At 69.3% G+C, this 23889-nt stretch carries 20 protein-coding genes and 1 pseudogene; 15 read left to right on the forward strand and 6 right to left on the reverse strand.

All coding sequences use genetic code 11. The features are described 5' to 3' along the window. On the reverse strand, positions 1–336 hold the full coding sequence (locus tag SKC42_RS22335; RefSeq protein WP_330966436.1) for a WhiB family transcriptional regulator: 336 nt from the start codon (positions 334–336) through the stop codon (positions 1–3). Between the two features lie 360 nt (positions 337–696). Between SKC42_RS22335 and cofD the strand changes: the two genes are divergently transcribed. The 3 genes from cofD (at position 697) to SKC42_RS22350 (ending at position 3683) form a co-directional block, all read left to right on the forward strand. Further along, positions 697–1698: a 2-phospho-L-lactate transferase gene (gene cofD / locus SKC42_RS22340; RefSeq protein WP_330966437.1), complete on the forward strand. Its 1002-nt coding sequence runs from the start codon at positions 697–699 to the stop codon at positions 1696–1698. Continuing rightward, the gene (locus SKC42_RS22345) at positions 1695–3059 is read left to right on the forward strand and encodes a coenzyme F420-0:L-glutamate ligase (RefSeq protein WP_330966438.1); all 1365 of its coding nucleotides are present in this window, start codon (positions 1695–1697) and stop codon (positions 3057–3059) included. The genes cofD and SKC42_RS22345 overlap by 4 nt, the downstream gene beginning before the upstream one ends. A gap of 87 nt (positions 3060–3146) precedes the next feature. Beyond that, entirely contained in the window at positions 3147–3683 is a 537-nt protein-coding gene (locus tag SKC42_RS22350; RefSeq protein ID WP_330966439.1) for an NUDIX hydrolase, read from the forward strand. 46 nt (positions 3684–3729) lie between these two features. Here SKC42_RS22350 and SKC42_RS22355 read toward each other — a convergent pair whose 3' ends face one another. From SKC42_RS22355 to rfbD, 4 genes and pseudogenes are all read right to left on the reverse strand, one after another. Further along, the gene (locus SKC42_RS22355) at positions 3730–4584 is read right to left on the reverse strand and encodes a hypothetical protein (protein ID WP_330966440.1); all 855 of its coding nucleotides are present in this window, start codon (positions 4582–4584) and stop codon (positions 3730–3732) included. A 137-nt stretch (positions 4585–4721) separates the two neighbouring features. Next, positions 4722–5801, reverse strand: coding sequence for an NDP-sugar synthase (locus tag SKC42_RS22360; RefSeq protein WP_330966441.1), 1080 nt, complete (start codon positions 5799–5801; stop codon positions 4722–4724). A gap of 1 nt (position 5802) precedes the next feature. Next, positions 5803–6705, reverse strand: a complete 903-nt coding sequence (locus tag SKC42_RS22365; protein WP_330966442.1) for a glycosyltransferase family 2 protein — start codon at positions 6703–6705, stop codon at positions 5803–5805. Continuing rightward, a pseudogene (gene rfbD / locus SKC42_RS22370) lies at positions 6698–7607 on the reverse strand (dTDP-4-dehydrorhamnose reductase). Before rfbD ends, SKC42_RS22365 begins: the two are co-directional and overlap by 8 nt. A gap of 77 nt (positions 7608–7684) precedes the next feature. Here rfbD and SKC42_RS22375 point away from each other — a divergent pair. From SKC42_RS22375 to SKC42_RS22430, 12 genes are all read left to right on the forward strand, one after another. After that, positions 7685–9154, forward strand: a complete 1470-nt coding sequence (locus SKC42_RS22375; RefSeq protein WP_330966443.1) for an LCP family protein — start codon at positions 7685–7687, stop codon at positions 9152–9154. Continuing rightward, positions 9142–9855 carry a TIGR03089 family protein gene (locus SKC42_RS22380; RefSeq protein ID WP_330966444.1) on the forward strand — a complete coding sequence of 238 codons (714 nt, stop codon included), beginning with the start codon at positions 9142–9144 and terminating at the stop codon, positions 9853–9855. Before SKC42_RS22375 ends, SKC42_RS22380 begins: the two co-directional genes overlap by 13 nt. Before the next feature lie 84 nt (positions 9856–9939). Then, on the forward strand, positions 9940–10221 hold the full coding sequence (locus SKC42_RS22385; protein WP_330966445.1) for a DUF1490 family protein: 282 nt from the start codon (positions 9940–9942) through the stop codon (positions 10219–10221). A gap of 49 nt (positions 10222–10270) precedes the next feature. Then, entirely contained in the window at positions 10271–12364 is a 2094-nt protein-coding gene (ctpC, locus tag SKC42_RS22390) for a manganese-exporting P-type ATPase CtpC (protein WP_330966466.1), read from the forward strand. Positions 12365–12413: 49 nt separating this feature from the next. Continuing rightward, positions 12414–15542, forward strand: a complete 3129-nt coding sequence (locus SKC42_RS22395; protein ID WP_330966467.1) for an nSTAND1 domain-containing NTPase — start codon at positions 12414–12416, stop codon at positions 15540–15542. Between the two features lie 465 nt (positions 15543–16007). Further along, positions 16008–17654: a malonate decarboxylase subunit alpha gene (mdcA, locus tag SKC42_RS22400; RefSeq protein WP_330966446.1), complete on the forward strand. Its 1647-nt coding sequence runs from the start codon at positions 16008–16010 to the stop codon at positions 17652–17654. A gap of 5 nt (positions 17655–17659) precedes the next feature. Continuing rightward, the gene (locus SKC42_RS22405) at positions 17660–18511 is read left to right on the forward strand and encodes a triphosphoribosyl-dephospho-CoA synthase (RefSeq protein WP_330966447.1); all 852 of its coding nucleotides are present in this window, start codon (positions 17660–17662) and stop codon (positions 18509–18511) included. 29 nt (positions 18512–18540) lie between these two features. Further along, complete coding sequence (mdcC, locus tag SKC42_RS22410; RefSeq protein WP_330966448.1) at positions 18541–18849, forward strand: malonate decarboxylase acyl carrier protein; 309 nt, start codon at positions 18541–18543, stop codon at positions 18847–18849. Beyond that, a complete protein-coding gene (gene mdcD, locus SKC42_RS22415) occupies positions 18846–20576 on the forward strand; it encodes a biotin-independent malonate decarboxylase subunit beta (RefSeq protein ID WP_330966449.1) in 1731 nt (576 codons plus the stop codon). The genes mdcC and mdcD overlap by 4 nt, the downstream gene beginning before the upstream one ends. Further along, entirely contained in the window at positions 20567–21196 is a 630-nt protein-coding gene (locus tag SKC42_RS22420; RefSeq protein WP_330966450.1) for a malonate decarboxylase holo-ACP synthase, read from the forward strand. The genes mdcD and SKC42_RS22420 overlap by 10 nt, the downstream gene beginning before the upstream one ends. Then, a complete protein-coding gene (locus SKC42_RS22425; protein ID WP_330966451.1) occupies positions 21193–22119 on the forward strand; it encodes an ACP S-malonyltransferase in 927 nt (308 codons plus the stop codon). Before SKC42_RS22420 ends, SKC42_RS22425 begins: the two co-directional genes overlap by 4 nt. A 67-nt stretch (positions 22120–22186) precedes the next feature. Further along, entirely contained in the window at positions 22187–22972 is a 786-nt protein-coding gene (locus SKC42_RS22430; protein WP_330966452.1) for an SGNH/GDSL hydrolase family protein, read from the forward strand. 135 nt (positions 22973–23107) lie between these two features. On the opposite strand, the gene SKC42_RS22435 is transcribed toward SKC42_RS22430, so the two are convergent. Then, on the reverse strand, positions 23108–23764 hold the full coding sequence (locus SKC42_RS22435) for a cation transporter (protein ID WP_330966453.1): 657 nt from the start codon (positions 23762–23764) through the stop codon (positions 23108–23110). Positions 23765–23889: the final 125 nt, after the last annotated feature.

The raw sequence follows: 23889 nt of genomic DNA on the forward strand, positions 1-23889 counted from the left end.
TCAGATGATGCCGCGCTTGAGGCGCCGACGCTCGCGCTCGGAGAGCCCGCCCCAGATGCCGAAGCGCTCGTCGTGCTCGAGGGCGTACTCGAGGCATTCGTGGCGCACCTCGCAGCCCAGGCAAATCTTCTTGGCCTCGCGGGTGGACCCGCCCTTCTCGGGAAAGAAAGCCTCGGGATCTGTTTGCGCGCACAGGGCGCGGTCCTGCCATTGGTCGGCGGGTACCGACTCCAGCTCGGGCTCGAAATCGGCTGGGACATCAGGGACCACCGTCAAGTGCGGTCGAGAAAGCGCGACGGGCGCTGGGCCCATGGTCGTCAGGGGTGTGTTTGCCATCACACCCCGAAGGTGCTCGTAAGACATGCGGTCGTCCGCCTCCTCAGGTGGGTGGAGAGAGTGAGTTGAGTCGCTCTGTTCTGATGTACAGACAATTCGAACAAGTGATCGAATCTCGGCCTGCGACACCGGAATCGGCCGGCCAACCGGGAAATGACACTGCTGTGATTAGACACGGGTTGACCTGCCGGGTCAAGCTCTTCAGCGCATTTCCATATCATCTCGTGATCGATTTTCGGCGTTTCCGTTGTTTTACAACTTCGGCGTGTCCCTCACACCGGCCGCGTGCCCTCGCGACGTTGCCGGAACGGCCCACCGCTCGGTGTGGCCGAGCGGTGGCGAACGGTACTCTCATCCGGTGTGAAGGTCACTGTTCTGGTCGGCGGCGTCGGCGGCGCCCGTTTCCTGCTGGGTGTTCAACAGCTGCTCGGACTGGGGCAGTTCGCCGAGCAGCAGGGTCCAGACACGGTAGCCCACGACCACGAGCTGACAGCAATCGTCAACATCGGCGACGACGCCTGGATACACGGGCTGCGGGTCTGCCCGGATCTGGACACCTGCATGTACACCTTAGGTGGAGGTGTCGATCCACAGCGAGGGTGGGGGCACTGTGACGAAACCTGGCACGCCAAAGAGGAATTGGTGCGCTATGGTGTACAGCCGGATTGGTTCCAGTTGGGCGACCGCGACCTCGGCACCCACCTGGTGCGCACGCAGATGCTCAACGCCGGCTATCCGCTGTCGCAGATCACCGCAGCGCTCTGCGACCGCTGGCAGCCGGGCGCACGGTTGCTGCCGGCAAGCGACGACCGCTGCGAGACGCACGTAGTGATCACTGACCCGGCCGACGGCGGCCGGCGGGCGATCCACTTCCAGGAGTGGTGGGTGCGCTACCGCGCGCAGGTGCCGACTCATAGCTTCGCGTTCGTTGGCGCCGAAAAGGCCAGGGCCACAACCGAAGCGCTGACCGCCATCGCCGAAGCCGATGTGATCATGCTGGCCCCGTCGAACCCGGTGGTGAGCGTCGGGGCCATCCTCGCGGTCCCCGGGATCCGCGGCGCGCTGCGCGCCGCCGCCGCCCCAATCGTGGGCTACTCCCCCATCATCGGCGGAAAGCCGTTGCGTGGCATGGCCGATGAGTGCCTCACGGTCATCGGCGTCGAGTCCACCGCGGAGGCGGTTGGCCGGCACTACGGCGCGCGCCGCGTCACCGGGATCCTGGACTGCTGGTTGGTGCACGAGGGCGACCACGCCGAGATCGAGGGCGTCGCCGTTCGCGCGGTGCCGTTGCTGATGACCGACCCCAAGGCGACGGCCGAGATGGTCAGCGCCGGGCTCGACCTTGCCGGAGTGACGGCGTGACCGGTCCGACGACAGCGCCGGGCAGCGAACACGGTACCGCCGCGGCGATCGAGATCCTGCCCGTGCCTGGGCTGCCCGAATTCCGGCCCGGTGACGACCTGGGCGCGGCCCTCGCCGAGGCCGTGCCGTGGCTGCGCGACGGGGATGTCGTGGTGGTGACCAGCAAGGTGGTGTCCAAGTGCGAGGGCCGGCTGGTCCGGGCGCCGCGCGACGCCGAGGAGCGGGACGCCCTGCGGCGCAAGCTGGTCGCCGATGAGGCGGTGCGGGTGTTGGCCCGCAAGGGTAAGACCCTGATCACCGAGAACCGGCTGGGGCTGATCCAGGCCGCCGCCGGCGTGGACGGATCGAACGTGGACCGCGACGAGCTGGCGCTGCTGCCGGTCGATCCCGATGCGAGCGCCGCGGCGCTGCGCGATGGGCTACGTGAACGGCTGGGCGTGCAGGTGGCCGTAGTCGTCACCGACACGATGGGCCGGGCGTGGCGCAACGGTCAGATCGACGCCGCAGTCGGCGCCGCCGGTTTGGCTGTGCTGCACGGCTATTCGGGGACCGTGGACCGGCACGGCAACGAACTGCTCGTCACCGAAGTGGCGATCGCAGACGAGATCGCGGCGGCCGCCGACCTGGTGAAGGGGAAGTTGACGGGCGTGCCGGTGGCCGTGGTGCGCGGCCTCGCCGTGACCGACGACGGCACCACGGCCCGGCACTTGTCGCGACCCGGCTCCGAGGACCTGTTCTGGCTCGGCACCGCCGAGGCGGTCGACCTGGGCCGCCGGCAGGCCCAGCTGTTGCGCCGTTCGGTGCGCCGGTTCGGCGACGAGCCGGTCCCGCCTGAGCTCATCACGGGCGCGGTCGCCGAGGCCCTGACGGCGCCGGCGCCCCACCACACCCGGCCCGTCCGGTTCGTCTGGCTGCAAAACCCCGCGACCCGCGCCCGGCTGCTGGACCGCATGAAGGACAAGTGGCGCGCCGACCTCGCCGGCGACGGCCGTCCCGCCGACGCCGTGGAACGGCGGGTGGCGCGCGGCCAGATCCTCTACGACGCGCCCGAGGTCGTCATCCCGTTCCTCGTGCCCGACGGCGCCCACGCCTATCCCGACCCGGCGCGCACCGCCGCCGAACACACGATGTTCACCGTCGCGGTAGGAGCCGCCGTGCAGGCCCTGTTGGTCGCCCTGGCGGTGCGCGGGGTGGGCAGCTGCTGGATCGGCTCGACGATCTTCGCCGCCGACCTGGTGCGCGCGGAGCTCGGACTGCCCGCCGATTGGGAGCCGTTGGGCGCCATCGCCATCGGTTACGCCGCCGAACCGGCGGGCCCCCGCGACCCGGCCGGCCCCACCGAACTGCTGATCCGGAAATAGGCATGACGGCGTTCGCGGGCGAAGCGACGGCTTCCACCGGCTGGCGCGGCACGCGCCGCGGGGTCGCCCGAAAAGGAGGCGCGCCCGGTGAGCGTCCGTGACTCGGCGATCTCGCTCCTCACCGGCTGGGCCGCCCCGGGCCCGGCGCAAGATTCGTTGCGGCACGCCGTCCTGGCCTTCGTGCATGCGCGCCCCGATGCCTGCCGCCGAGACTGCGTGCCCGGCCACGTCACCGCGTCGACGCTCGTCCTCGACCACACCGGCACCCGGGTGCTGCTGACTCTGCATCCACGCGTGGGCCGCTGGGTGCAACTCGGTGGGCACTGCGATGACGGGGACCGCGACATCGTCGCCACCGCGCTGCGCGAGGGCACCGAGGAGTCGGGGATCGACGGCCTGCGGATCGACCCGGGATTGGCTGCCGTGCACGTGCACCCCGTCACCTGCTCGCTGGGCGTGCCGACCCGCCACCTGGACCTGCAATTCGTGGCGCACGCGCCGGCCGGGGCGCGGATCGCGATCAGCGACGAGTCGGACGACCTGCGGTGGTGGCCGGCCGGCGCGCTGCCGCCCGGCACCGATCACGCGCTGGAGTATCTGGTGGGCCGGGCGACGCGTCGTTAGGCGCCGAAATCGACGGCAGCGCGGAAAAGTGCGAGTGGGTCACGCGCTAACGCAGATCTCGGCGGTAGCCGCGGCGGGCGAGGGCCTGTTCGGCGCGTCGGATGATGCCGTCGGGTCGGTGCTCGGCGACCACCCGGATCACGACCCACCCGAGGTCCTCCAGCTTCCCCAGCCGGCCGATATCTTTGACGAACTGCCTTCGGTCGGTGCGGTGTTGGTCACCGTCGTACTCGAGGGCGACCTGGTAGTCCTCCCAACCCAAGTCGAGGACACCGATGGTTCGCCACCCATCGTTGACCGATATCTGCGTCACCGGTCTCGGCAGACCGGCGTCGATGAGCAGCAGGCGCAGCCAGCTTTCCTTCGGTGACGCTGCGCCGCCGTCCACCAACGGCAGCACCTCCGCGAGCCGACGCACACCCCGCGCACCGCGGTGCCGCTTCGCCAGTAGCGCAACGTCCTCGAACGAGAATGGCGTTGCCCGCATGAGCGCGTCGAGCCGCGCCAACGCCTGGCCGCGCGGCTGGTGGCGGCCGAGGTCGAACGCGGTGCGCGCCACCGATGTCACGGGTAGCCCGCTGGTAGAGGCGATTTCGTCTGCGTCCAGCGTTTCGTTGCGGACGAGCAGCCCGCGCTGCGGTCGGGCGCTTTTCGCGACGAGTTCGACGGTCGCGTCGGCGTCGACCCATCGCGCGCCATGCAATGCGGAAGCCGCAAGGCCCGCGATTACCGCCCCTCTCCTCGCCCACAGCCAGGCACCGCGGATGCGGTCGTCGAGCGACGGCTCTTCGAACTTTCGGGTGTACACGTCGCGGAAGACCTTTCGGTACCACCGGCGCAGCTCGTATTCGCTCAGTACGCCGGCCGCGATCGCTTCGCTGCCTATCAAGATCTCACCCATGCGGAGATACTGAGCCGCGCCACCGACATGGTCACCGAAATCGACGGCAGCGCGGGAAAGTGCGAGTGGGCGTCGCGGTGGCGTCGATCTCGGCGCCAGAAGGGCGTAAAGCGCCAGAAGGGCGAAGGCGCCAGACCCTACACGTCGCTCGAGTAGCGGATGCCACCGTCGGGAATGGACACGCCCGGCCACACGCGGGCGCCGCGGAGCAGCTCGCAGCGGGCGCCGATATCGGCGCCGTCGCCGATCACGCCGTCCCGGATCAGCGCCCGCGGGCCGATGCGGACGCCGAAGCCGATGATCGAGCGCTCGATCACGCTGCCCGCCTCGACCTTGACGCCATCGAAGATCACCGCGCCGTCCAGCCGGACGCCGGGCCCGATCTCGGCGCCGCGCCCGACGACCGTCCCGCCGATCAGCACCGCCCCGGGCGCCACCGCCGCGCCGTCGTGCACCAGCTGTTCGCCGCGGTGGCCGTGCAGGGCGGGCGACGGGGCGATCCCGCGGACCAGGTCGGCCGATCCGCGCACGAAGTCCTCCGGCGTGCCCATGTCGCGCCAGTACGTGGCGTCGACGTAGCCGCAGATCTTGACGTCGGGGTCGGACAGCAGGGCCGGGAAGACCTCGCGCTCGACCGACACCTCGCGGCCGCACGGGATGCGGTCGATGATCTCGCGCTGGAAGACGTAGCAGCCGGCGTTGATCTGGTCGGTCGGCGGGTCCTGCGTCTTCTCCAGGAAGGCGGTGACGCGGCCGTCTTCGTCGGTGGGCACGCAGCCGAAGGCCCGCGGGTCGCCCACGCGCACGAGGTGCAGCGTGACATCGGCCCGATGGTCCCGGTGGAAGTCCAGCAGCTGGCCCAGGTCGGCGCCGGAGAGCACGTCGCCGTTGAACACCATCACGGTGTCGTGGCGCAGGTGGTCGGCCACGTTGGCGATGCCGCCGCCGGTGCCCAGCGGGCGCTCCTCGGTGACGTATTCGATCTGCAGGCCCAGCTTCGACCCGTCGCCGAACTCGGCCTCGAACACCTGGGCCTGGTACGAGGTGCTCAGGACGACGTGCTCGATGCCGGCCGCGGCGATCCGCGACAGCAGGTGGGTGAGGAACGGCAGGCCGGCCGTGGGCAGCATCGGCTTGGGCGCCGACAGCGTCAGCGGCCGCAGCCTGGTGCCCTTGCCGCCGACCAGGATCACCGCATCGACTTGGTCGGTTGCCAACTCAGTGCCGCCCTTCTGCCAGTTTCTGCCTTTCCGACGCGCGCAGTGCGCTGCGCACCATCAGGCGGGACCGTGCCGCCAGCGAGCCCCGCAGCGTCCAGCGCAGCGGGGCCCGCCACCACCCGGTGTGCCGGTCGGCGAGAAAGAGATAGGTGCTCCGGTGGTGGGCGGCCAGGTGGCTGGCCGGGTCGTCTCCGGTGGAGTGCCCCTTGTGGTGCAATACCTCCGCCGACGGCACGTAGACGTTCTGCCAGCCGGCCCGGCCGAGCCGGTCACCGAGGTCGACGTCCTCCATATACATGAAGTAGCGCTCGTCGAAGCCGCCGATCTGGGCGAAGGCCGACCGGCGCACCAGCAGGCACGACCCGGACAGCCAGCCCACCGGCCGCTCGGTCGGCTCGAGCCGCTCCTGTCGGTATGCCGCGGTCCACGGGTTGCGCTTCCAGACCGGCCCGAGGATGGCGTGCATGCCGCCGCGGACCAGGCTCGGCAGCTGGCGTGCCGACGGGTACACCGACCCGTCGGGGTCGCGGATGAGGGGGCCCAGCGCGCCGGCGCGCGGCCAGCGGCCGGCCGCGTCCAGCAGTGCATCAATGCTGCCGGGGCCCCATTGCACGTCCGGGTTGGCGACGATCACCCAGTCCCCCCCGTCTTCCAGGCCCTGGTCGAGCTGCTCCACCGCACGGTTCACCGCGGTGCCGTATCCAAGGTTGGATCCCGTCTCGAAGAGACGCACGTTGGGATACCGCTCGACCGCCGCCTGCGGCGTCCCGTCGGTGGACCCGTTGTCGGCGAGCAGCACGCTCACCGAGCGGTCGGTGGCCAGCGACAGCGACGCCAGGAACCGCTCCAGGTGTGGGCCCGGCGAGTAGGTCACCGTCACGACCGGCAGGACGTCAGTCACGCGTTGAGGGTAACGGTCGGTTGGATGCGACGTTGACGTCAGATGGCGTGAGTCTCGGTCAGCGCGGCGGTAAGCGCGGTGCGCCAGTCCCTCAGCGGCGTCAGGCCGGCCGCCGCCGACTCGCGGCTGCCCAGCGCGGAATAGGTCGGCCGCGGCGCCGGCCGCGGGAATTGCGCGGTGCTCACCGGGCGCACCCGCGCCGGGTCGGCGCCGCACTGCTCGAAGACCGCGCGGGCCAGGTCGAAGCGGGACACCGCCCCCTCGTTGGCGGCATGCAGGATCGGACCCGGCACGTTCGCGTCGGCGGCCTGCAGCAACGCGACGGCCAGGTCGCCGACGTAGGTGGGCGACCCGACCTGGTCGTCCACGACGTCGACCGGCCCGTCCCCCGCGGCCAGGCGGCGCATGATGGCGACGAAGTCCCGCCCGGTGCCGCCGGTGTAGACCCAGGCCGTGCGCACCACGACCGCCTCGGGTGACGCCTCCACGACGGCCCGTTCGCCGGCGAGCTTGCTCTGCGCGTACACGCCGCGAGCGTCGGTGTCGTCGCTCGGTTCGAAGGGGCGGGGCTCGGCGCCGGCGCCGCTGAACACGAAGTCGGTGGAGACGTGGATCAGCCGGGCCCCGACGCGGTCGCACGCCTTGGCGAGGTGTTCGGGCCCGGTGGCGTTGACGGCGTACGCGGCCGACTGGTCGCTCTCGGCGGCGTCGACGTTCGTGTAGGCCGCGCAGTTGATCACCACGTCACCGCGCTCGATCAGCCGCTCCGCGGCGGCCTGGTCGGTGATGTCCCACTGCGACGAAGTGAACGTTCGCGCATCCCGCCCCTGCTCGGCGGTCAGCTCCGCGAGGCGTCCGCCCAGCTGACCGCCCGCGCCCGTGATCACGATCCTGGCCGACATGGTGAGAGTGTGGCATGGCCGGGGCACGCCGGACCTCGCTACCCGCGAAGCGCATGTGCCGCAAGTAACCTATTGGGATGCCTGTGCAACGTGTGGTTCGTGTGGTTGCCACTGCGCTGACGCTCGCGATCGTGCTCGGCACCGGGCTGGCGTGGAGCAACGTCCGGTCGTTCGAGGACGGCATCTTCCACATGTCCGCGCCATCGCTGGGCAAGGGCGGCGACGACGGCGCGATCGACATTCTGCTGGTGGGCCTGGACAGCCGCACCGACGCGCACGGCAACCCGCTGTCGGCCGAGGAGCTGGCGACGCTGCGCGCCGGCGACGAGGAAGCGACCAACACCGACACGATCATCCTCATCCGGATCCCCAACAACGGAAAGTCGGCGACCGCGATCTCGATCCCGCGCGATTCCTATGTCTCCGCGCCCGGCCTGGGCAAGACCAAGATCAACGGCGTCTACGGCCAGACCCGCGAGGCCAAGCGCGTCAACCTGGTCAAGGCCGGTGACTCCGCCGAGCACGCCGCGGCCGAGGGCACCGAGGCCGGGCGCGAGGCGCTGATCAAGACCGTCGCCGACCTCACCGGTGTCACCGTCGACCACTACGCCGAGATCGGCCTGCTCGGCTTCTCGCTGATCACCGACGCGCTCGGCGGCGTGGACGTCTGCCTGAAAGAACCGGTGTTCGAGCCGCTTTCCGGCGCCGACTTCCCGGCGGGGCCGCAACGCCTCGACGGCCCGGAGGCGCTCAGCTTCGTCCGGCAGCGCCACGAGCTCCCCCGCGGCGACCTCGACCGGGTGGTCCGCCAGCAGGTGGTGATGGCATCGCTCGCCCACCGCGTCATCTCGGGCAAGACATTGTCGAGCCCCACCATGGTCAAGCGGCTGGAGGCGGCCGTGCAGCGCTCGGTCGTGATCTCGTCCGGCTGGGACGTGATGGATTTCGTGCAGCAGATGCAGAAGCTGGCCGGCGGCAACGTCGCGTTCGCCACCATCCCAGTGCTGGACGGGGCCGGCTGGAGCGACGACGGCATGCAGAGCGTGGTCCGGGTGGACCCGCACCAGGTCCAGGACTGGGTGGCCGGCCTCCTGCACGACCAGGATCAGGGCAAGACCGAGCAGCTGGCCTACGCGCCGGCCAAGACCATCGCCAGCGTCGCGAACGACACCGACATCAACGGCCTGGCGACGGCCGTGTCAGAGGTGTTGACCGCCAAGGGCTTCGGCGCCGGCACCGTGGGCAACAACGAGGGCGGGCACGTGAAGGGCAGCCAGGTGCGCGCCGCCAAGACCGACGACATGGGCGCCCAGCAGGTCGCCAAGGAACTGGGCGGGCTGCCCGTCGTCGCCGACCCGTCGCTCGCGGCGGGTGCGGTGCGCGTGGTGCTCGCCAACGACTACACCGGCCCGGGCTCGGGCCTGTCCGGCGGCGGCACCGTGGCGGCCGCCCGGGCGTCGAACCCCGGATCGGGCGCCGACCCGAACGTTCCGCCGCCCTCGCCGATCCTGACCGCCGGCTCCGACAAGCCGGAGTGCATCAACTGAGCACGCTGTCCGGGGCCATCCTCGATCCGATGCTGCGGGCGGACCCGGTCGGGCCCCGCATCACCTACTACGACGACGCGACCGGCGAGCGCATCGAGCTGTCGGCCGTCACACTGGCCAATTGGGCCGCCAAGACGGGCAACCTGCTGCGCGACGAGTTGGGCGCCGGCGCGGCCAGCCGGGTGGCCATCCTGCTGCCGGCGCATTGGCAGACGGCGGCGGTCCTGTTCGGCGTGTGGTGGATCGGCGCCGAGGTCGTCCTCGGGCCGGAGCCGGCCGACTTGGCGCTGTGCACGGCCGAGCGGCTCGACGAGGCCGACGCGGCCGGCGGCGAGGTGGCGGTGCTGTCGCTGGACCCGTTCGGCCGCCCGGTCCCCGACCTGCCGATCGGGGTGACCGACTACGCGACCGCGGTCCGGGTGCACGGCGACCAGATCGTGCCCGAGCGGCGGGCGGGGCCCGCGCTTGCCGGCCGTTCGGTCGACCAGGTGCTGGCCGAGTGTCGAACCTCGGCCGCGGCAAAGGGTCTGACATCGGCCGACCGGGTGCTCTCCAGTGCGTCGTGGGATCGGCCCGGCGAGCTGGTGGACGGCCTGCTGTCGATCATGGCGGTCGGCGCGTCGCTGGTGCAGGTGGCTAATCCAGACCCCGGGGCGCTGCAGCGCCGGATCCAGATCGAGAAGGTCACCCGGGTTCTCTGAGCCGCGTTGGCCGCCAATACATATTGATATCGCAATATTTCGATGTTAACGTCGGGCAAACACGACCGAGCGGGAGGGCGAGAAATGGCGGCGTACGGGCTCCTGGGCAAGGCGGCGACGACGGTGGTCACCGGGCTGGCCGGGGTGACGGCCTACGAAATCCTGCGCAAGGCCGTGGGCAAGGCGCCGCTGCACCAGACCGCAGTGTCGGCGGCCGAGCTCGGGCTCCGCGGAACCCGCAAGGCCGAAGAGGCCGCCGAATCGGCGCGGCTGCGGATCGCCGACGTGATGGCGGAGGCCCGCGAGCGCATCGGCGAAGAAGCACCCACGCCGTCGGTCACCCCGGTTCACGACCACGAGCACTGATCGGGTGGGCGTGTCCCCCGACCAGGTCGTGTCGGACGCGGCCGGGCGCATGCGCGTTTGCGTCGCGTGGGTTCGCGGCGACTCCCGCCGCGCCGTGGCGGTCGAAGAAGCCGTCGCCAAGCAGGCCGGTGTGCGCGCCGTGCACGCCTACCCGCGCACCGGCTCGGTCGTGGTCTGGTACTCGCCCCGGCGGTGCGACCGAACCAAGGTGCTCGACGCCATCGGCGCCGCCGCCCACGTCGCGGCCGAGCTGATCCCGGCGCGCGCGCCGCATTCCGCCGAGATCCGCAACACCGACGTGCTGCGCATGGTGGTCGGCGGTGCGGCGCTGGCCCTGCTCGGCGTGCGGCGCTACGTGTTCGCGCGGCCGCCGCTGCTCGGGCCGAGCGGCCGGCTCTTCGCCACCGGTGTCACGGTCTTCACCGGCTACCCGTTCCTGCGGGGGGCGCTGCGGTCTTTGCGCTCCGGCCGTGCCGGTACCGATGCGCTGGTCTCGGCCGCGACCGTGGCGAGCCTGGTGTTGCGCGAGAACGTGGTCGCCCTGACCGTGCTGTGGCTGCTGAACATCGGCGAGTACCTGCAGGACCTGACCCTGCGGCGGACCCGGCGGGCCATTTCCGAGCTGCTGCGCGGCAACCAGGACACCGCCTGGATCCGCTTGCAGGACAGCGAAATTCAGATCCCCATCGACAGCGTCGAGATCGGCGACGAGGTGATCATCCACGATCACGTCGCGATACCGGTGGACGGGGAGGTGGTCGACGGCGAGGCGATCGTCGACCAGTCGGCGATCACCGGCGAGAACCTGCCGGTCAGCATCGCCGTCGGATCGCGCGTGCACGCCGGGTCTGTCGTCGTGCGTGGGCGCCTGGTGGTGCGCGCCCAGGCCGTCGGCAACCAGACCACAATCGGGCGCATCATCAGCCGCGTCGAAGAAGCGCAGCACGACCGGGCACCCATTCAGACGGTCGGTGAAAACTTCTCCCGGCGGTTCGTTCCCACCTCTTTCGTCGTCTCGGCACTCACCCTGCTGGTCACCGGGGACGTCCGCCGCGCGATGACCATGCTGCTGATCGCCTGTCCGTGCGCGGTGGGCCTGGCCACCCCGACGGCAATCAGCGCCGCGATCGGCAACGGCGCGCGCCGCGGCATCCTGATCAAGGGCGGTTCACACCTCGAGCAGGCGGGCCAGGTGGACGCGATCGTGTTCGACAAGACCAGGACGCTGACCGTCGGCCGTCCGGTGGTCACCAACATCGTTGCGATGCACAAGGATTGGGAACCCGAGCAGGTGCTCGCGTACGCGGCCAGCTCCGAGATCCACTCCCGCCATCCGCTGGCCGAGGCGGTCATCCGATCGACCGAGGAGCGCCACATCAGCATCCCTCCACACGAGGAGTGCGAGGTGCTGGTGGGTCTGGGGATGCGCACCTGGGCCGACGGGCGCACCCTGCTGCTGGGCAGCCCGTCGCTGCTGCGCGCCGAGAAGGTCAGGGTCTCCAAGAGGGCGCAGGAGTGGGTGCACAGGCTGCGGCGCCAGGCCGAGACACCGCTGCTGCTGGCCGTGGACGGCAAGCTGGTGGGGCTGATCAGCCTGCGCGACGAGGTGCGGCCCGAGGCGGCCGAAGTGCTGAACGAATTGCGCGCCAACGGGATTCGGCGGATCGTGATGCTCACCGGCGACCACCCCGAGATCGCCGAGGTGGTGGCCGCCGAGCTCGGCATCGACGAGTGGCGCGCCGAGGTGATGCCGGAGGACAAGCTCGAGGTGGTGCGCGAGCTGCAGGGCGAGGGCTTCGTGGTCGGCATGGTCGGCGACGGCATCAACGACGCCCCGGCGCTGGCCGCCGCGGACATCGGGATCGCTATGGGCCTGGCCGGGACCGACGTCGCCGTCGAGACCGCGGACGTGGCGCTGGCCAACGACGACCTGCACCGCCTGCTCGACGTGCGCGACCTGGGCGCCCGCGCCGTCGACGTCATCCGTGAGAACTACGGCATGTCCATCGCCGTCAACGCCGCCGGGCTGCTGATCGGCGCGGGCGGCGCGCTGTCCCCCGTGCTGGCCGCGATCCTGCACAACGCGTCGTCGGTGGCGGTGGTGGCCAACAGCTCACGGTTGATTCGCTACCGGCTGGATTAGACTGACCTCCAAGCCCACGTCGCGTGCCCACCGTTAGGGATTGACCAGCATGCCGCGGATCTTCCTGAGCCACTCCAGCAAGGACAACGCCGAAGCGGCGGCGCTACGCCAGTGGCTGATCGACCAGCGGCCCGAGCTGGTGAGCGAGATCTTCCTCGACATCGCCGAAGACACCGGACTGGCGCCGGGCCATCGGTGGAAGGACGCGCTGCGCCAGGCCAACGAGCGCTGCGAGGCCGTCATCTGCCTGGTGTCCCAGTCCTGGGGCAGCTCGCCCGAATGCAAGACCGAATACCGCACCGCCGAGACCCTGGGCAAGCAGATCCTCGTCGCGCGGCTCGAGGACACCGGCGACTCCGACATCACCGCCGAGTGGCAGCGCTGTGACCTGTTCGCCCCCGGCCCGGCAACCGAGATCACGACGGCGTCGGGCGCTTCGGTGCGGTTCAACGCCGCGTCGCTCGACCAGCTCAAGAAGGCGATCGAGGGCACCGGGATCGGTCCGGAGAACTTCGTCTGGCCCCCGCACACCGACCCCGACCGCGCCCCCTATCGCGGCTGGGAGCCCTTCGAGGACATCGACGCCGGCGTCTTCTTTGGCCGCAACGCCGCGATCATGCGCGGCACCGACGAGCTGCGCAAGATCCGCTTCGCCGGGGTCAAGTCGTTCTTCGTCGTCCTGGGCCCCTCGGGCAGCGGCAAGTCGTCATTCCTGCGCGCCGGGCTGATCCCCCGCCTGCAGCGTGACGACCGCAACTTCGCGGTGCTGGGCATCGTGCGCCCGCAGCGCAGCGCGATCACCGGTGAGAGCGGCCTCGCCGCGGCGATTCACACGGCGCGCCGCGCGCTGGGCCTGCCCGGCTCCCCGACGTTCGGCGAGCTCAAGACGATCTGCCGGGAGTCGGACGCGGATCGGGTCTGCGAGCTGTTGCTCGAGGTGCGCGACGCCGCCGCCGCGCGGCTGGCCTACAACGCCAACGCCAAGCGTCAGGCGCCGACGCTGGTGCTGCCGCTGGACCAGGCCGAGGAACTCTTCTCGGCCGAATCCGTGTCCGCCCAGGCCGCCCAGGAGGCGGCCGGCTTCCTTGAGCTGGTGGCCGCCGTGATCGCCCGCATCAACGCCGACGACGCACGGCTCGTCGTCGCTGCCACCATCCGCACCGACCGCTACGAGGCGATGCAGAGCCATCCGGTCCTCGACGGCATCGGCACCGAGCTGTTCAACGACCTCAAAACGATGCCGCAGCACCACTTTCCGGGCGTCATCCGGGGTCCCGCCGCCCGCGCCTCCGAGGCGGGCGATCGGCTCGTCATCGCCGATGACCTGGTCGATCGGCTGGTGACCGATGCCGGCGGGGGCGCCGACACGTTGCCCCTGCTGGCCCTCACCCTGCAGCGGCTCTACACCGATTACGGCACCGCCGAGGAGATCACCTCCGACCATTACCAGGCGATGGGCGGGATGCCCAACGTCGTCAACAACCAGATCGAGGAGATCCTCTCGGCCGACCCCCGCGATCGCGACACCGCTCTGGAATTGCTACGGGCGGCGTTCATCCCCTGGCTCGCCTCCATCAACCCCGACAACGATAAAGCGCTGCGCCGGGTGGCGCTGGAATCCGAGCTGCCCGCCGAAAGCCGTTCCCTGATCGACGCCTTCGTGGAGAAGCGGCTGCTGGTGCGCGACCGCCGGGGCAGCGAGGTGGTTGTGGAGGTCGCGCTGGAAAGCCTGCTACGCCAGTGGGACGAGTTGTCCCACTGGCTGGAGGACGAGCGTCAGAATCTTGCGGCCGCAACCGATCTCGAACGTTCGGCCGCCGCATGGGACAGGCACGGACGCGACGAATCCTGGCTACTCGGCGGGTCACGGCTCGCGGCGGCGGAAATGGTGGCCGCCAGACCGGGTTTCGCCGAACGGCTCGCTTCCGCGGCCGAGTACCTCGCCGCCTCCCGGCAACGCGAGGAGGACAAGCTTGAGATCGAGCGACGCCGCCACTACGACGCGGTCGCGCGCCGGCTCGTCGTCGAGGCGAAAGCGATGATGGCGCAGACCATCCCGGGCGGCGATGTGGGCGCCTTCCAGCAGCTGCTCGCCGCCCGCGCCATCGCCGCGGAGCCCGATGACGGGCCGATCGCCGAGGCGTTGGCGCTGCGGCCCCGAACGCTGAAGATCATGGATGCCCGTAAGCCATTGCTGGGGATGGCGATCCGGCCCGACGGGCTGCGCATCGCCGCCGCCGGCGAGGACAAACTGGTATGGATCTGGGACGCGGAAACCGGTCAGCCGATCGGCCGGCCACTGGCCGGCCACGACGTGCGGGTGCGCCATGTGGCGTACAGCCCGGACGGGCGGCGGCTGGCCAGCGCGGGCGGGGACCGGACGGTGCGACTGTGGGACGCGGAAACCGGCGAGCCGGTCGGCAAGCCGCTGACCGGCCACACCGGCGTCGTCAACAGCGTCGAATTCAGCCCCGACGGGCGCTGGGTGGCCAGCGCCGGCGACGACTTGACCGTGCGGGCCTGGGACGTGGCGACCGGTGAACCGGTCGGCAAGCCGATGACGGGCCACACCGGCGTCGCCTACAGCGTCGCATTCAGCCCGGACGGGCGGATGCTGGCCAGCGGCGGTGCCGACAAGGCGGTGCGGCTCTGGGACCCGGCCACCGGGACCGCCTTCGGCAGGCCCCTGACCGGGCACGCCGACACGGTGTGGGTGGTGGCGTTCAGCCCCGACGGCCGGCTGGCAAGCGGGAGCCGCGACCAGACGGTGCGCTTCTGGGATCCGCTCACCGGCGAGCCGCTCGGGGACCCGCTCACCGGGCACACCGGCGTGGTGTGCGATATGTCGTTCAGTGCCGACGGGCAGCGCCTGGCCACCGCCAGCTACGACGGCACGGTGCGCATCTGGGCGGGGGCCGCCTGCGAAACGCTGCGCGGGCACGCCGACGCGGTGCACGGCGTGGCGTTCAGCCCGGACGGCCGGCGCCTGGCCTCGGCCAGCCAGGACGGCACCGCGCGGCTGTGGTCCGCCTCCGACGTGCCCGAGGACCGGCCCTCGAACCCGGCCGACGCGCTGTGCGCCATATTGACCACCAACATGAGCAAAGAGCAATGGCGCGTGTGGGTTTCGCCCGACATCGACTACATCCCGGCTTGCCCGGACCTGCCCATCCCCTAGCGGCCGTGCGGCATTGGCCCGCCGCGGCGCGCGTCGAATTTGCCGCCAGGGTCGCGAAATACGCCCGGCCGCGACCGCTGCGGCTATCTTGAGCGGCGGGACCCGCGACCGTGCGATAAGCCGGCGGCGACAGCAACCGTAGGCGACAGCCTTGAACGTGCGGACGCGGTCGATGACCCGATTCTGCACAGACGCACGGTGACAAACACCATCTTGGTGCCGCAAGATAGCCGAGGCTACGATGATCCAGGGGGTTTCCCGAACGAGACCTTCGAAGGTCTTGGCGGCGCGGTGTCGACATCGGCTATGCCTTATCACGAGGCCCTATCACGAGCTTGAGCAACGAGCTCAGGCCGCGATGGTCTCGTCGATCCCGTTCCACCGTCTGGGCCGGGCGAGCACAGATTCAACGACGCTGATTCCAGCTCCAGTGGGGTGCGAGCGGCCGATCAGGAGAAACTGCTTGTGAGAACAGGTATTTGGAATTCGCGACGGTTGGCGAAGGCCGAGAGACTGCGGTCTGCGGAGTCGTTCGTCGACGGCAAAGTCATCGCGGCGGCACAGCTGAGGCAAGCACTGACGGCGCTGCTGCGGTGCGGCGACAAGGTCGCCCTGGAGGGCGATAACCAGAAACAGGCAGACTTCTTGTCCCGGACGCTGGCAGATGTCGATCCTGCCGAGATCAACTCCCTGCACATGCTGATCTCGTCTGTGTCACGCCAGGAGCACCTGGATCTGTTCGAGAAGGGCATCGCAAACAAGCTGGACCTTGCGTACGCCGGGCCGCAGAGCGTGCGGATCGCGCAGCTTGTCGAGGACGGAACCGTCTCGATCGGGGCGATCCACACCTACGTGGAGCTCTATGCGCGCATGCTGATCGATCTCTCTCCCGACGTGGCATTGCTCGTCGGGGCGCAAGCCGACCGCCACGGCAACCTCTACACCGGTCCGAACACCGAGGACACCCCCACCATTGCCGAGGCGACGGCATTCCGCGACGGAGTCGTGGTCGTGCAGGTCGACAAGATCGTGGACAACACCGAGCAGCTGCCCCGTATCGACATCCCGGGTGACTGGGTAGACCTGGTCGTGGAAGCTGACCGGCCGTTTGCCATCGAGCCGCTGTTCACCAGAGACCCCCGACAGATCGGCGACGTGGAAATCCTCAAGGCGATGCTGGCCATCCGCGGCATCTACGAGCGCCATCAAGTGGTTTCGCTCAACCACGGTGTCGGTTTCGACACTGCCGCAATCGAACTCATCCTACCCACCTACGGCGAGTCGCTGGGCTTGAGGGGCAAGATTGCCAAACATTGGGCGCTCAATCCCCATCCGACGCTCATCCCGGCGATCGAATCCGGCTGGGTTGAGTCGATTCACTCCTTCGGAGGAGAGTCGGGCATGGAGCACTACACGGCGGCACGCCCCGATGTCTTCTTCACCGGCAGGGACGGTTCGTTGCGCTCTAACCGGGTGTTGTGCCAGCTCGCCGGGCAGTATGCCATCGACATGTTCATCGGTTCGTCGCTGCAGATCGACCGGGATGGCAACTCCTCCACTGTGACCGACGGCAGATTGTCCGGATTTGGCGGAGCACCCAACATGGGCCACGATCCGCACGGCCGCCGCCACTCGTCGCCGGCATGGTTGGCGTTGCAGCACGGTGAGGGAGCTGGGATACGCGGCCGCAAGCTGGTCGTGCAGATGGTTCAGACCTTCCACGCCGGCGGCATCCCGACATTCGTCGAATCCCTTGATGCGGTCGAGGTCGGCCGGAAAGCGGGGCTGCCGATCCCGCCGGTGATGATCTACGGGGACGACGTGACTCACATCGTGACCGAAGAGGGCGTGGCTTATCTGTACAAGACGGACAGCGTGGAGGAGCGCCGCGACGCGATCGCCGCCATCGCGGGCGTCACTCGGATCGGCGAACGGGTAGACGCGCGTGCCATTGCGAATCTGCGCAGAGACGGGCTGGTGGCCTACCCGACGGATCTGGGTGTGGACGTATCGGCGGCAAACCGATCATTGCTGGCCGCCAAGAGTATCGGCGACCTGGTGGCCTGGTCCGGGGGCCTTTACAACCCGCCCGCCAGATTCCGGGATTGGTGAGCGCGATGACGGCGATCGGGAACCCCGGCGATCTCGTGCACGTCACCTCAACACCGCTGAGCCTCGCCGGCGGGGCCGTCGCTGCTCTCATCGATGAAGCGGCTTTGGCGCCGAAGCCCGGATTGGTTGACCCGCGCGCTATGTCTGCGCACGACGATATGGACATGGACACCCTGAACGCGTCAGCCCGTGCGCTGGGGCCAATCTTCGCTGAACTCGCCGAGATGGCCCAGGCCAGGGCTCCTGATTTGCGGCTTCGGGCCGACGTCGGTGCGGCGGGTAGACGTGGTGAACAGCAAATGCTGGCAGCCACCCGCGGTGTGAACACTCATCGGGGCGCGCTGTGGGCGCTCGGTCTGCTGATCTGCGGCGCAGTCAATGCTGATGGGGCGGACGGGATCACCGAATACGGCGCAGAGTTGGCCAGATTGCCGGACCCGATGTTGACTGCGCCCCGCGAGCATTCGCATGGTGCGGTGGCCGAACGGCGATACCACGTCTCGGGGGCACGCGGTGAAGCCCAGAGCGGCTTTCCTCACGTACGGCTGGCACTAAACGTCCTGCGCGACGCAAGGATGGCTGGGCTCGCCCCGGTACAGGCAAGGCTCCAAGCGCTGATCGAGTTGATCGCCCGGCTCGACGACACTTGCCTGTTATACCGGGGTGGCATAGCCGGTCTCACCGCCATGCAGCAGGCGGCGCGCGCGGTGCTGGCCGAAGGCGGGCCGAACACGCCGCGCGGCGCTCGAGCGTTGGCAAAGATGGATCGTCAAGCCCGCCGCGGGCGACTTTCCCCGGGCGGCAGCGGCGATCTGCTCGCCGCGGCAATGTTCCTCGACGAACTCACCCGACTCTGAGCGAATGCCCCTGAAATGACGGAGATCTGATGCGAACACTGAATTACAACTTCGAGGCGGACACGGCACTGCGACGATCCGCACACGTCGGTGTGGTGGCGTCCGGCGATCTGGAAATTCTCGTCGACTCTGAGCCGCACGGCAATGCGGCACGCGTCCGGGTGCGCACCAGCGTCGACGGATTCGACGCGGCGTGGGAGAAGGTCCTACGCCGCTTCTTTTCGCGGGAGCGCCTGATGGGGCGTTGGGAGATCAATGACTTCGGCGCAACACCGGCGGTCGTGAGCCTCCGACTGCAGCAAGCCGCCGAGGCAGCGACCCGCGGAGAATCACAGTGAGCCAGCCGCTGCAGGAGCCCCAGTACTTCGCCGCCACGGATTGGCAACAGATTATGGGCCGCGATAGCTTCGTGGAGCGTGACGCCCTGGCCCGTGCGCAGGCGCTGCTGGATCCCGGCTCGATGAGGGTCCTGCTGGGTCCCTTCGATCGACTCGAATCGCCATGGCTGCCTTTGCAGGGGATCGTCCCGCAGTCCGATGACGGAGTCATCATTGCCAGAGGCATGATCGACTCCCGCCCCGCCGTGATCGCGTCCATCGAGCAGAGATTCCAGGGCGGTGCAACCGGAGAGGTGTCCGGGGCCAAGATCAGCCAGGCACTGACGCTCGCCGCCGAAGAATCACGCCGAGGCACCCGCACTGCTGCCGTGATTCTCTTCGAGACGGGCGGTGTACGGCTGCAAGAAGCCAACCTGGGGCTCAACGCCGTCGCCGAAATCTGCTCAGCGGTACTCGATTTGCGCCGGTTAGCGCCTGTGATAGGCGTAGTGGCAGGTACGGTCGGCTCGTTTGGCGGAGTCAGCATCGCGGCCGGCCTGTGCAGTCAGTTGATAGTGACCCCGGAAGCACGCATCGGCCTCAACGGCCCTGCTGTTATCGAGCAGGAAGGCGGGGTGGAGGAATTCGACTCCAGCGACAAGGCACTGATCTGGGCGATCGACGGTGGAGAGCAACGCTTCAGCACCGGACTGGCCGACAAACTGGTGCTCGACGACGCCGCGGAAATCCGTGCCGCCGTCAGCGCCGCGGTCGCCGCGCCCAGCGCCCGACCGGCAACGCACCGCAGCGAACGCCTGGACGTGCTGAGCAGCCGACTTGCGGTGATCGATCCGTCAGATCCGCCCCAGCCACACGACCTCCGGACCATCTGGGGAGCAACCTACGAGCCGGTATCCGGCCGGCGGTTCGCCAGGCCCGCGCCCGCCGAACCCGCGGTCAGCCGAGGAGCAACATGGCTGCGGCTGCTGGGGGGCGAACCCACGGCACTCATCCCGTCGGTTCTGCGCGCCGACACGGCGGACGCGACGTATCTCGCCGTCGTCCCGGACCCGCACAACCCCTTCCACCGCGCCCGAGAGGGACAGCTCGGACTCACGGAGTCACTGGCGCTGGCACAGGCGGTACGGGCGGTCTGCGGCGCAGACGACGACCAGCCCGCCTCGGACAAACGGGCCATCGTCGCGATCGTCGACCTCCCAAGCCAGGCATACGGACGGATCGAAGAAATGGCCGGCCTCCATCAGGCGATCGCCGCAGCGGTCGACGCATATCACGCTGCCCGCGTCGCCGGGCACCCAGTTATCGCCCTAGTCGTCGGCAGGGCACTGTCCGGAGGCTTCCTCGCGCACGGGCTACAGGCTAATCAGATACTCGCCCTTGACGATCCGGGCGTGGAGATCCACGCGATGCACAAACCCGCGGCGGCTCGTATCACCCAGCGCACCGTGGAGGAGCTCGATGAACTCGCCAAGACCGTCAAGCCGCTCAGCTACGCGGTTCGCGATTGGGCCGAGCTGGGCTTCTGCGACGGATTACTGACGGTCTCCGACGCGGACGCGCCCACCGAAGCCGACCGAAAAGTCGTGTCAGAAGCGATCACTGGGGCGATCGACCGGGCCAGGACGAGTCCCACCGATCTGTCCAACCGGATGACCAGCAGCGCAGCGGTAGTCAGTAGGGCGGCCTCGATCGAGGTGCGCGAGAGACTGGCCCGCCAATGGACATAGCCGGTGCGACTCACACCGTGCGGGCCCATGACCTGCTGCGGTTGAAGCGTCCGGACCAACTCGCGGGCGACGCCCCGCCCTGGGCGCGACAGTCGCTGGTGCGAGCACCGTGGGCCGTGGTGCGCCGGGCCGTCGCTCCCAATGACCATATAGCTGTCGGCGTCAGGGGCTGCACGCGTGGAAAACGTTGGGGTACGACGACGGCGGCGACGAATGTCGTTGAGCTGCTCACACCCGAACAGCTCGTAGACCGGGTCGACCGGATCCGATCGCAGGTACCCGCGGCGCGCGCGCTCGTTGAGCTCCGGCGACGGCTGCGGAACCTGCCGCTGCAGTGGGGACCAACGGGCAGCGCCGGGTTCGAACTCGCGACGGGACTCGCAACTCTGGGGCCCGACAGTGACCTCGACATCGTGATCCGTGGCCGCCCCCCACAGCATCTATTCGACCGCCTGCCAAACGTCCTCGACGACCTTCCCGCCCGCGTCGACGCCCAGCTCGATCTCGAGATCGGGGCGGTGGCGCTCGCGGAAGTGTTCTGCGGCGCGCGTGAAGTGCTGGTCAAGACGCCGACCGGAATCTTCCTCGTGTCCACCAAATCGCTTGTGGCAGGGCGATGACAGCCTTCCTCTTCCCCGGTCAGGGATCACAGCACAGCGGAATGCTGGCCTTCCCAGGGCTGTGCCAGGCGAGCCTGGAAGAGGCCGGACAGTTCCTGAACGCGGAACCCGACGGGCCCAGCCTGGGCGACCTGGATACGGCGGAAAGCCTCGGGTGCACGGCCAACGCACAGCTGGCACTGCTGATCGTGGGAGTCGCGGCTGCGCGATCGCTAATTCACGCCTGGCGTGTGCCCGGACCCACCGTCGTGGCGGGCCATTCCGTCGGCGCCTTCGCCGCAGCGGTGATCTGCGGTGCACTCACCTTCACCGAGGCCCTTCAGACGGTGGCCTTGAGGGCCACAATGATGGAACGCATTTGCGCGCACGGGCATTGGGGTATGGCGGCGGTCCTCGGCATTGACGCCCGCAGCGCCGGCCAGCTTGCGCTTCAGGTGGGCACGCCGGACGACCCACTGTGGCTCGCCAATGACAACAGCCGCCGCCAGGTCGTCTTCAGCGGCACCCGGAACGCCATTCGCCGGCTGATGCCGGCGGCCGAGCACGCGGGCGCTGAGAAAGTACAGGTGCTCGATGTCGCCGTGGCCTCGCACTGCCCCCTGCAGGGACCAGTCCGCGACGCCTTGGCTGACCATCTTCGCGCCGTTCCCGATCGGCCCCTGTCCGCCGATTACCTGACCAACACCCGGGGGCGTCGAGTACGCACCGGCAAAGCGGTGTTGAGCGACTTGGTCGAATCCGTCTCGCAGCCGGTGCAATGGAGGACCATCGCGGAGATCCTGCCGGAACTGGGGGTCACCCATGCAATCGAGATGCCACCCGGCCATGTCCTGACCCGGCTCAGCGAAGGCACCGGAGTTGACGCAGTGTCGGTATCCGACGTCGGGTTCGAGGTGGCAGCCCATCGCGCGGCACCCCGCTGATGCGCCCGGCGCACTCAACCAATCACCGACTGCCACAACGATATCGATGTGGAGGAGTCACCACGAAATGACCAATTACCATAAGATTGCCGCGCTGGGCAGCTCATACGCCGCCGGCCCGGGCATCAAACCCGTCGTGAACCGCGCTGCGATGCGATCCAGCGACAATTACGCGAACTTCCTGGCCCGCGCGCTCGGCGCGGATCTCACCGACCTCACGGTCTCGGGAGCGACGACGGCGACAATTCTCGATACCACTCAGCGCGTCGGTCTAACGAAGTTCGCACCCCAGATCACATCGCTACCCGCGGACACCGACATAGTCCTGGTAACCGCCGCCGGCAACGATCTCGAATACCTGGGCTCAGCGGTAAAACTGGGTGTCTATTTCCGACTCGCCCGAGCCACGGGCGGGCTGCTGCGGCGCTGGAGACCGGAGAACATTCCGCGTGTGACCGCGGAGCAACGAGAAACCGCCACAGCCGGGTTGGCGCGCATCGTGACCGAATCACGCTCGCGCGCACCACAGGCGCGGATAATCCTGGTTGACTACCTGCCCATGGTGGGCGCCGCCACAACCCCTTTCGCCGACGTCCCGTTCGACAGGTCCGTCATCGTCGCGCTTGCGACCATTCACGACCAACTTACCGACGTGTTCACCGGCGCCGCCGAGCGAACCGGAGCCGAAGTCCTTCGGGCATCTCAACTCGGCCGCGGACACGAACTCGGCAGCCGAGACACGTGGATCCAGCCGATGCAACCTCTCTACCGCGTGGCGAGTTCGTTCCACCCGAACCGGGAAGGGATGAAAGCCGTCGCCGCGGAACTGTTCAAGACGTTGACTCAGCAATAACGGACAACGATCGACGCGAGGCCGCTTGGCCGTCGGCTCGCGGCCGCACCGCCGCCGCGGCGCGGGGCCTGGCCGCACTGCCCGACGACGGGGCCGGCCCACCCCTGCCGACGATGCCCGCCTCGGGCTGACCCCTCAGCAGCCGCAATCGTGGCCGCGCCAGGCGCGGACGCCCTCCCAGGCCGCGACGCCGGCGATGCCCAGCCCCACGGCCGGATCCACCCACCAACCGCCCGGCCAAAACCCGGTCAGCGCAAGGGTTATCACCACACCGGCGGCCTGCGCGCCGCACAGGTAGTTCTGGATTCCCTCGGCCTCGGTGGCTCCCGAACCCAATCGCTCGCCCAGTTGACGGTTGGCCCGGCCGAGAACCGGCATGAGCAGCAACCCGCCCACCGTCAGCGCCATGCCGATCACCGACGTCCCGGCGTGGTGGGCGCCGGCGAGGTCGTGCAGGGACTCCGCGGCGATGTACGGGGCGGTCAGCCAGAACGACACCGCGACGCCGCGTTGCGCCCGCCGCTCCGCGACGGGCGACGACGTCCGGGCGCCGCTGAAGCGCCAGACCACCATCCCGCTGGCGAGGGCCTCGGACGCACCGCCGAGCGCCCATCCGGTCAGCGCGACGGACCCGACCGCCAGGCCCTGCCACAGGCCGATCACACCCTCGACGAGCACTACGGTCAGGCAGATCCAGGCCAGCCGTCGCGCGGCGCGGGCGCCGGCCTGCCAGTCGGCATTGTGCGCCCCCTCGATGGCGCGTTCGTCGTCGATGAGGGGGGAAGTGGTCATGGCGCGAGGCTAGTGGCGGCATGACGGGATTTCCGGTCGCCACGTCCCGACGTGACACAAACGTGTCCGTTTCGACTCAGCCGGCGCTGAGCGAGCGCCAAATGCCCTGGGGCACTGGCGCCGAA

The sequence above is a fragment of the Mycobacterium sp. 050134 genome (assembly GCF_036409085.1).
GTDB lineage: Bacteria > Actinomycetota > Actinomycetes > Mycobacteriales > Mycobacteriaceae > Mycobacterium.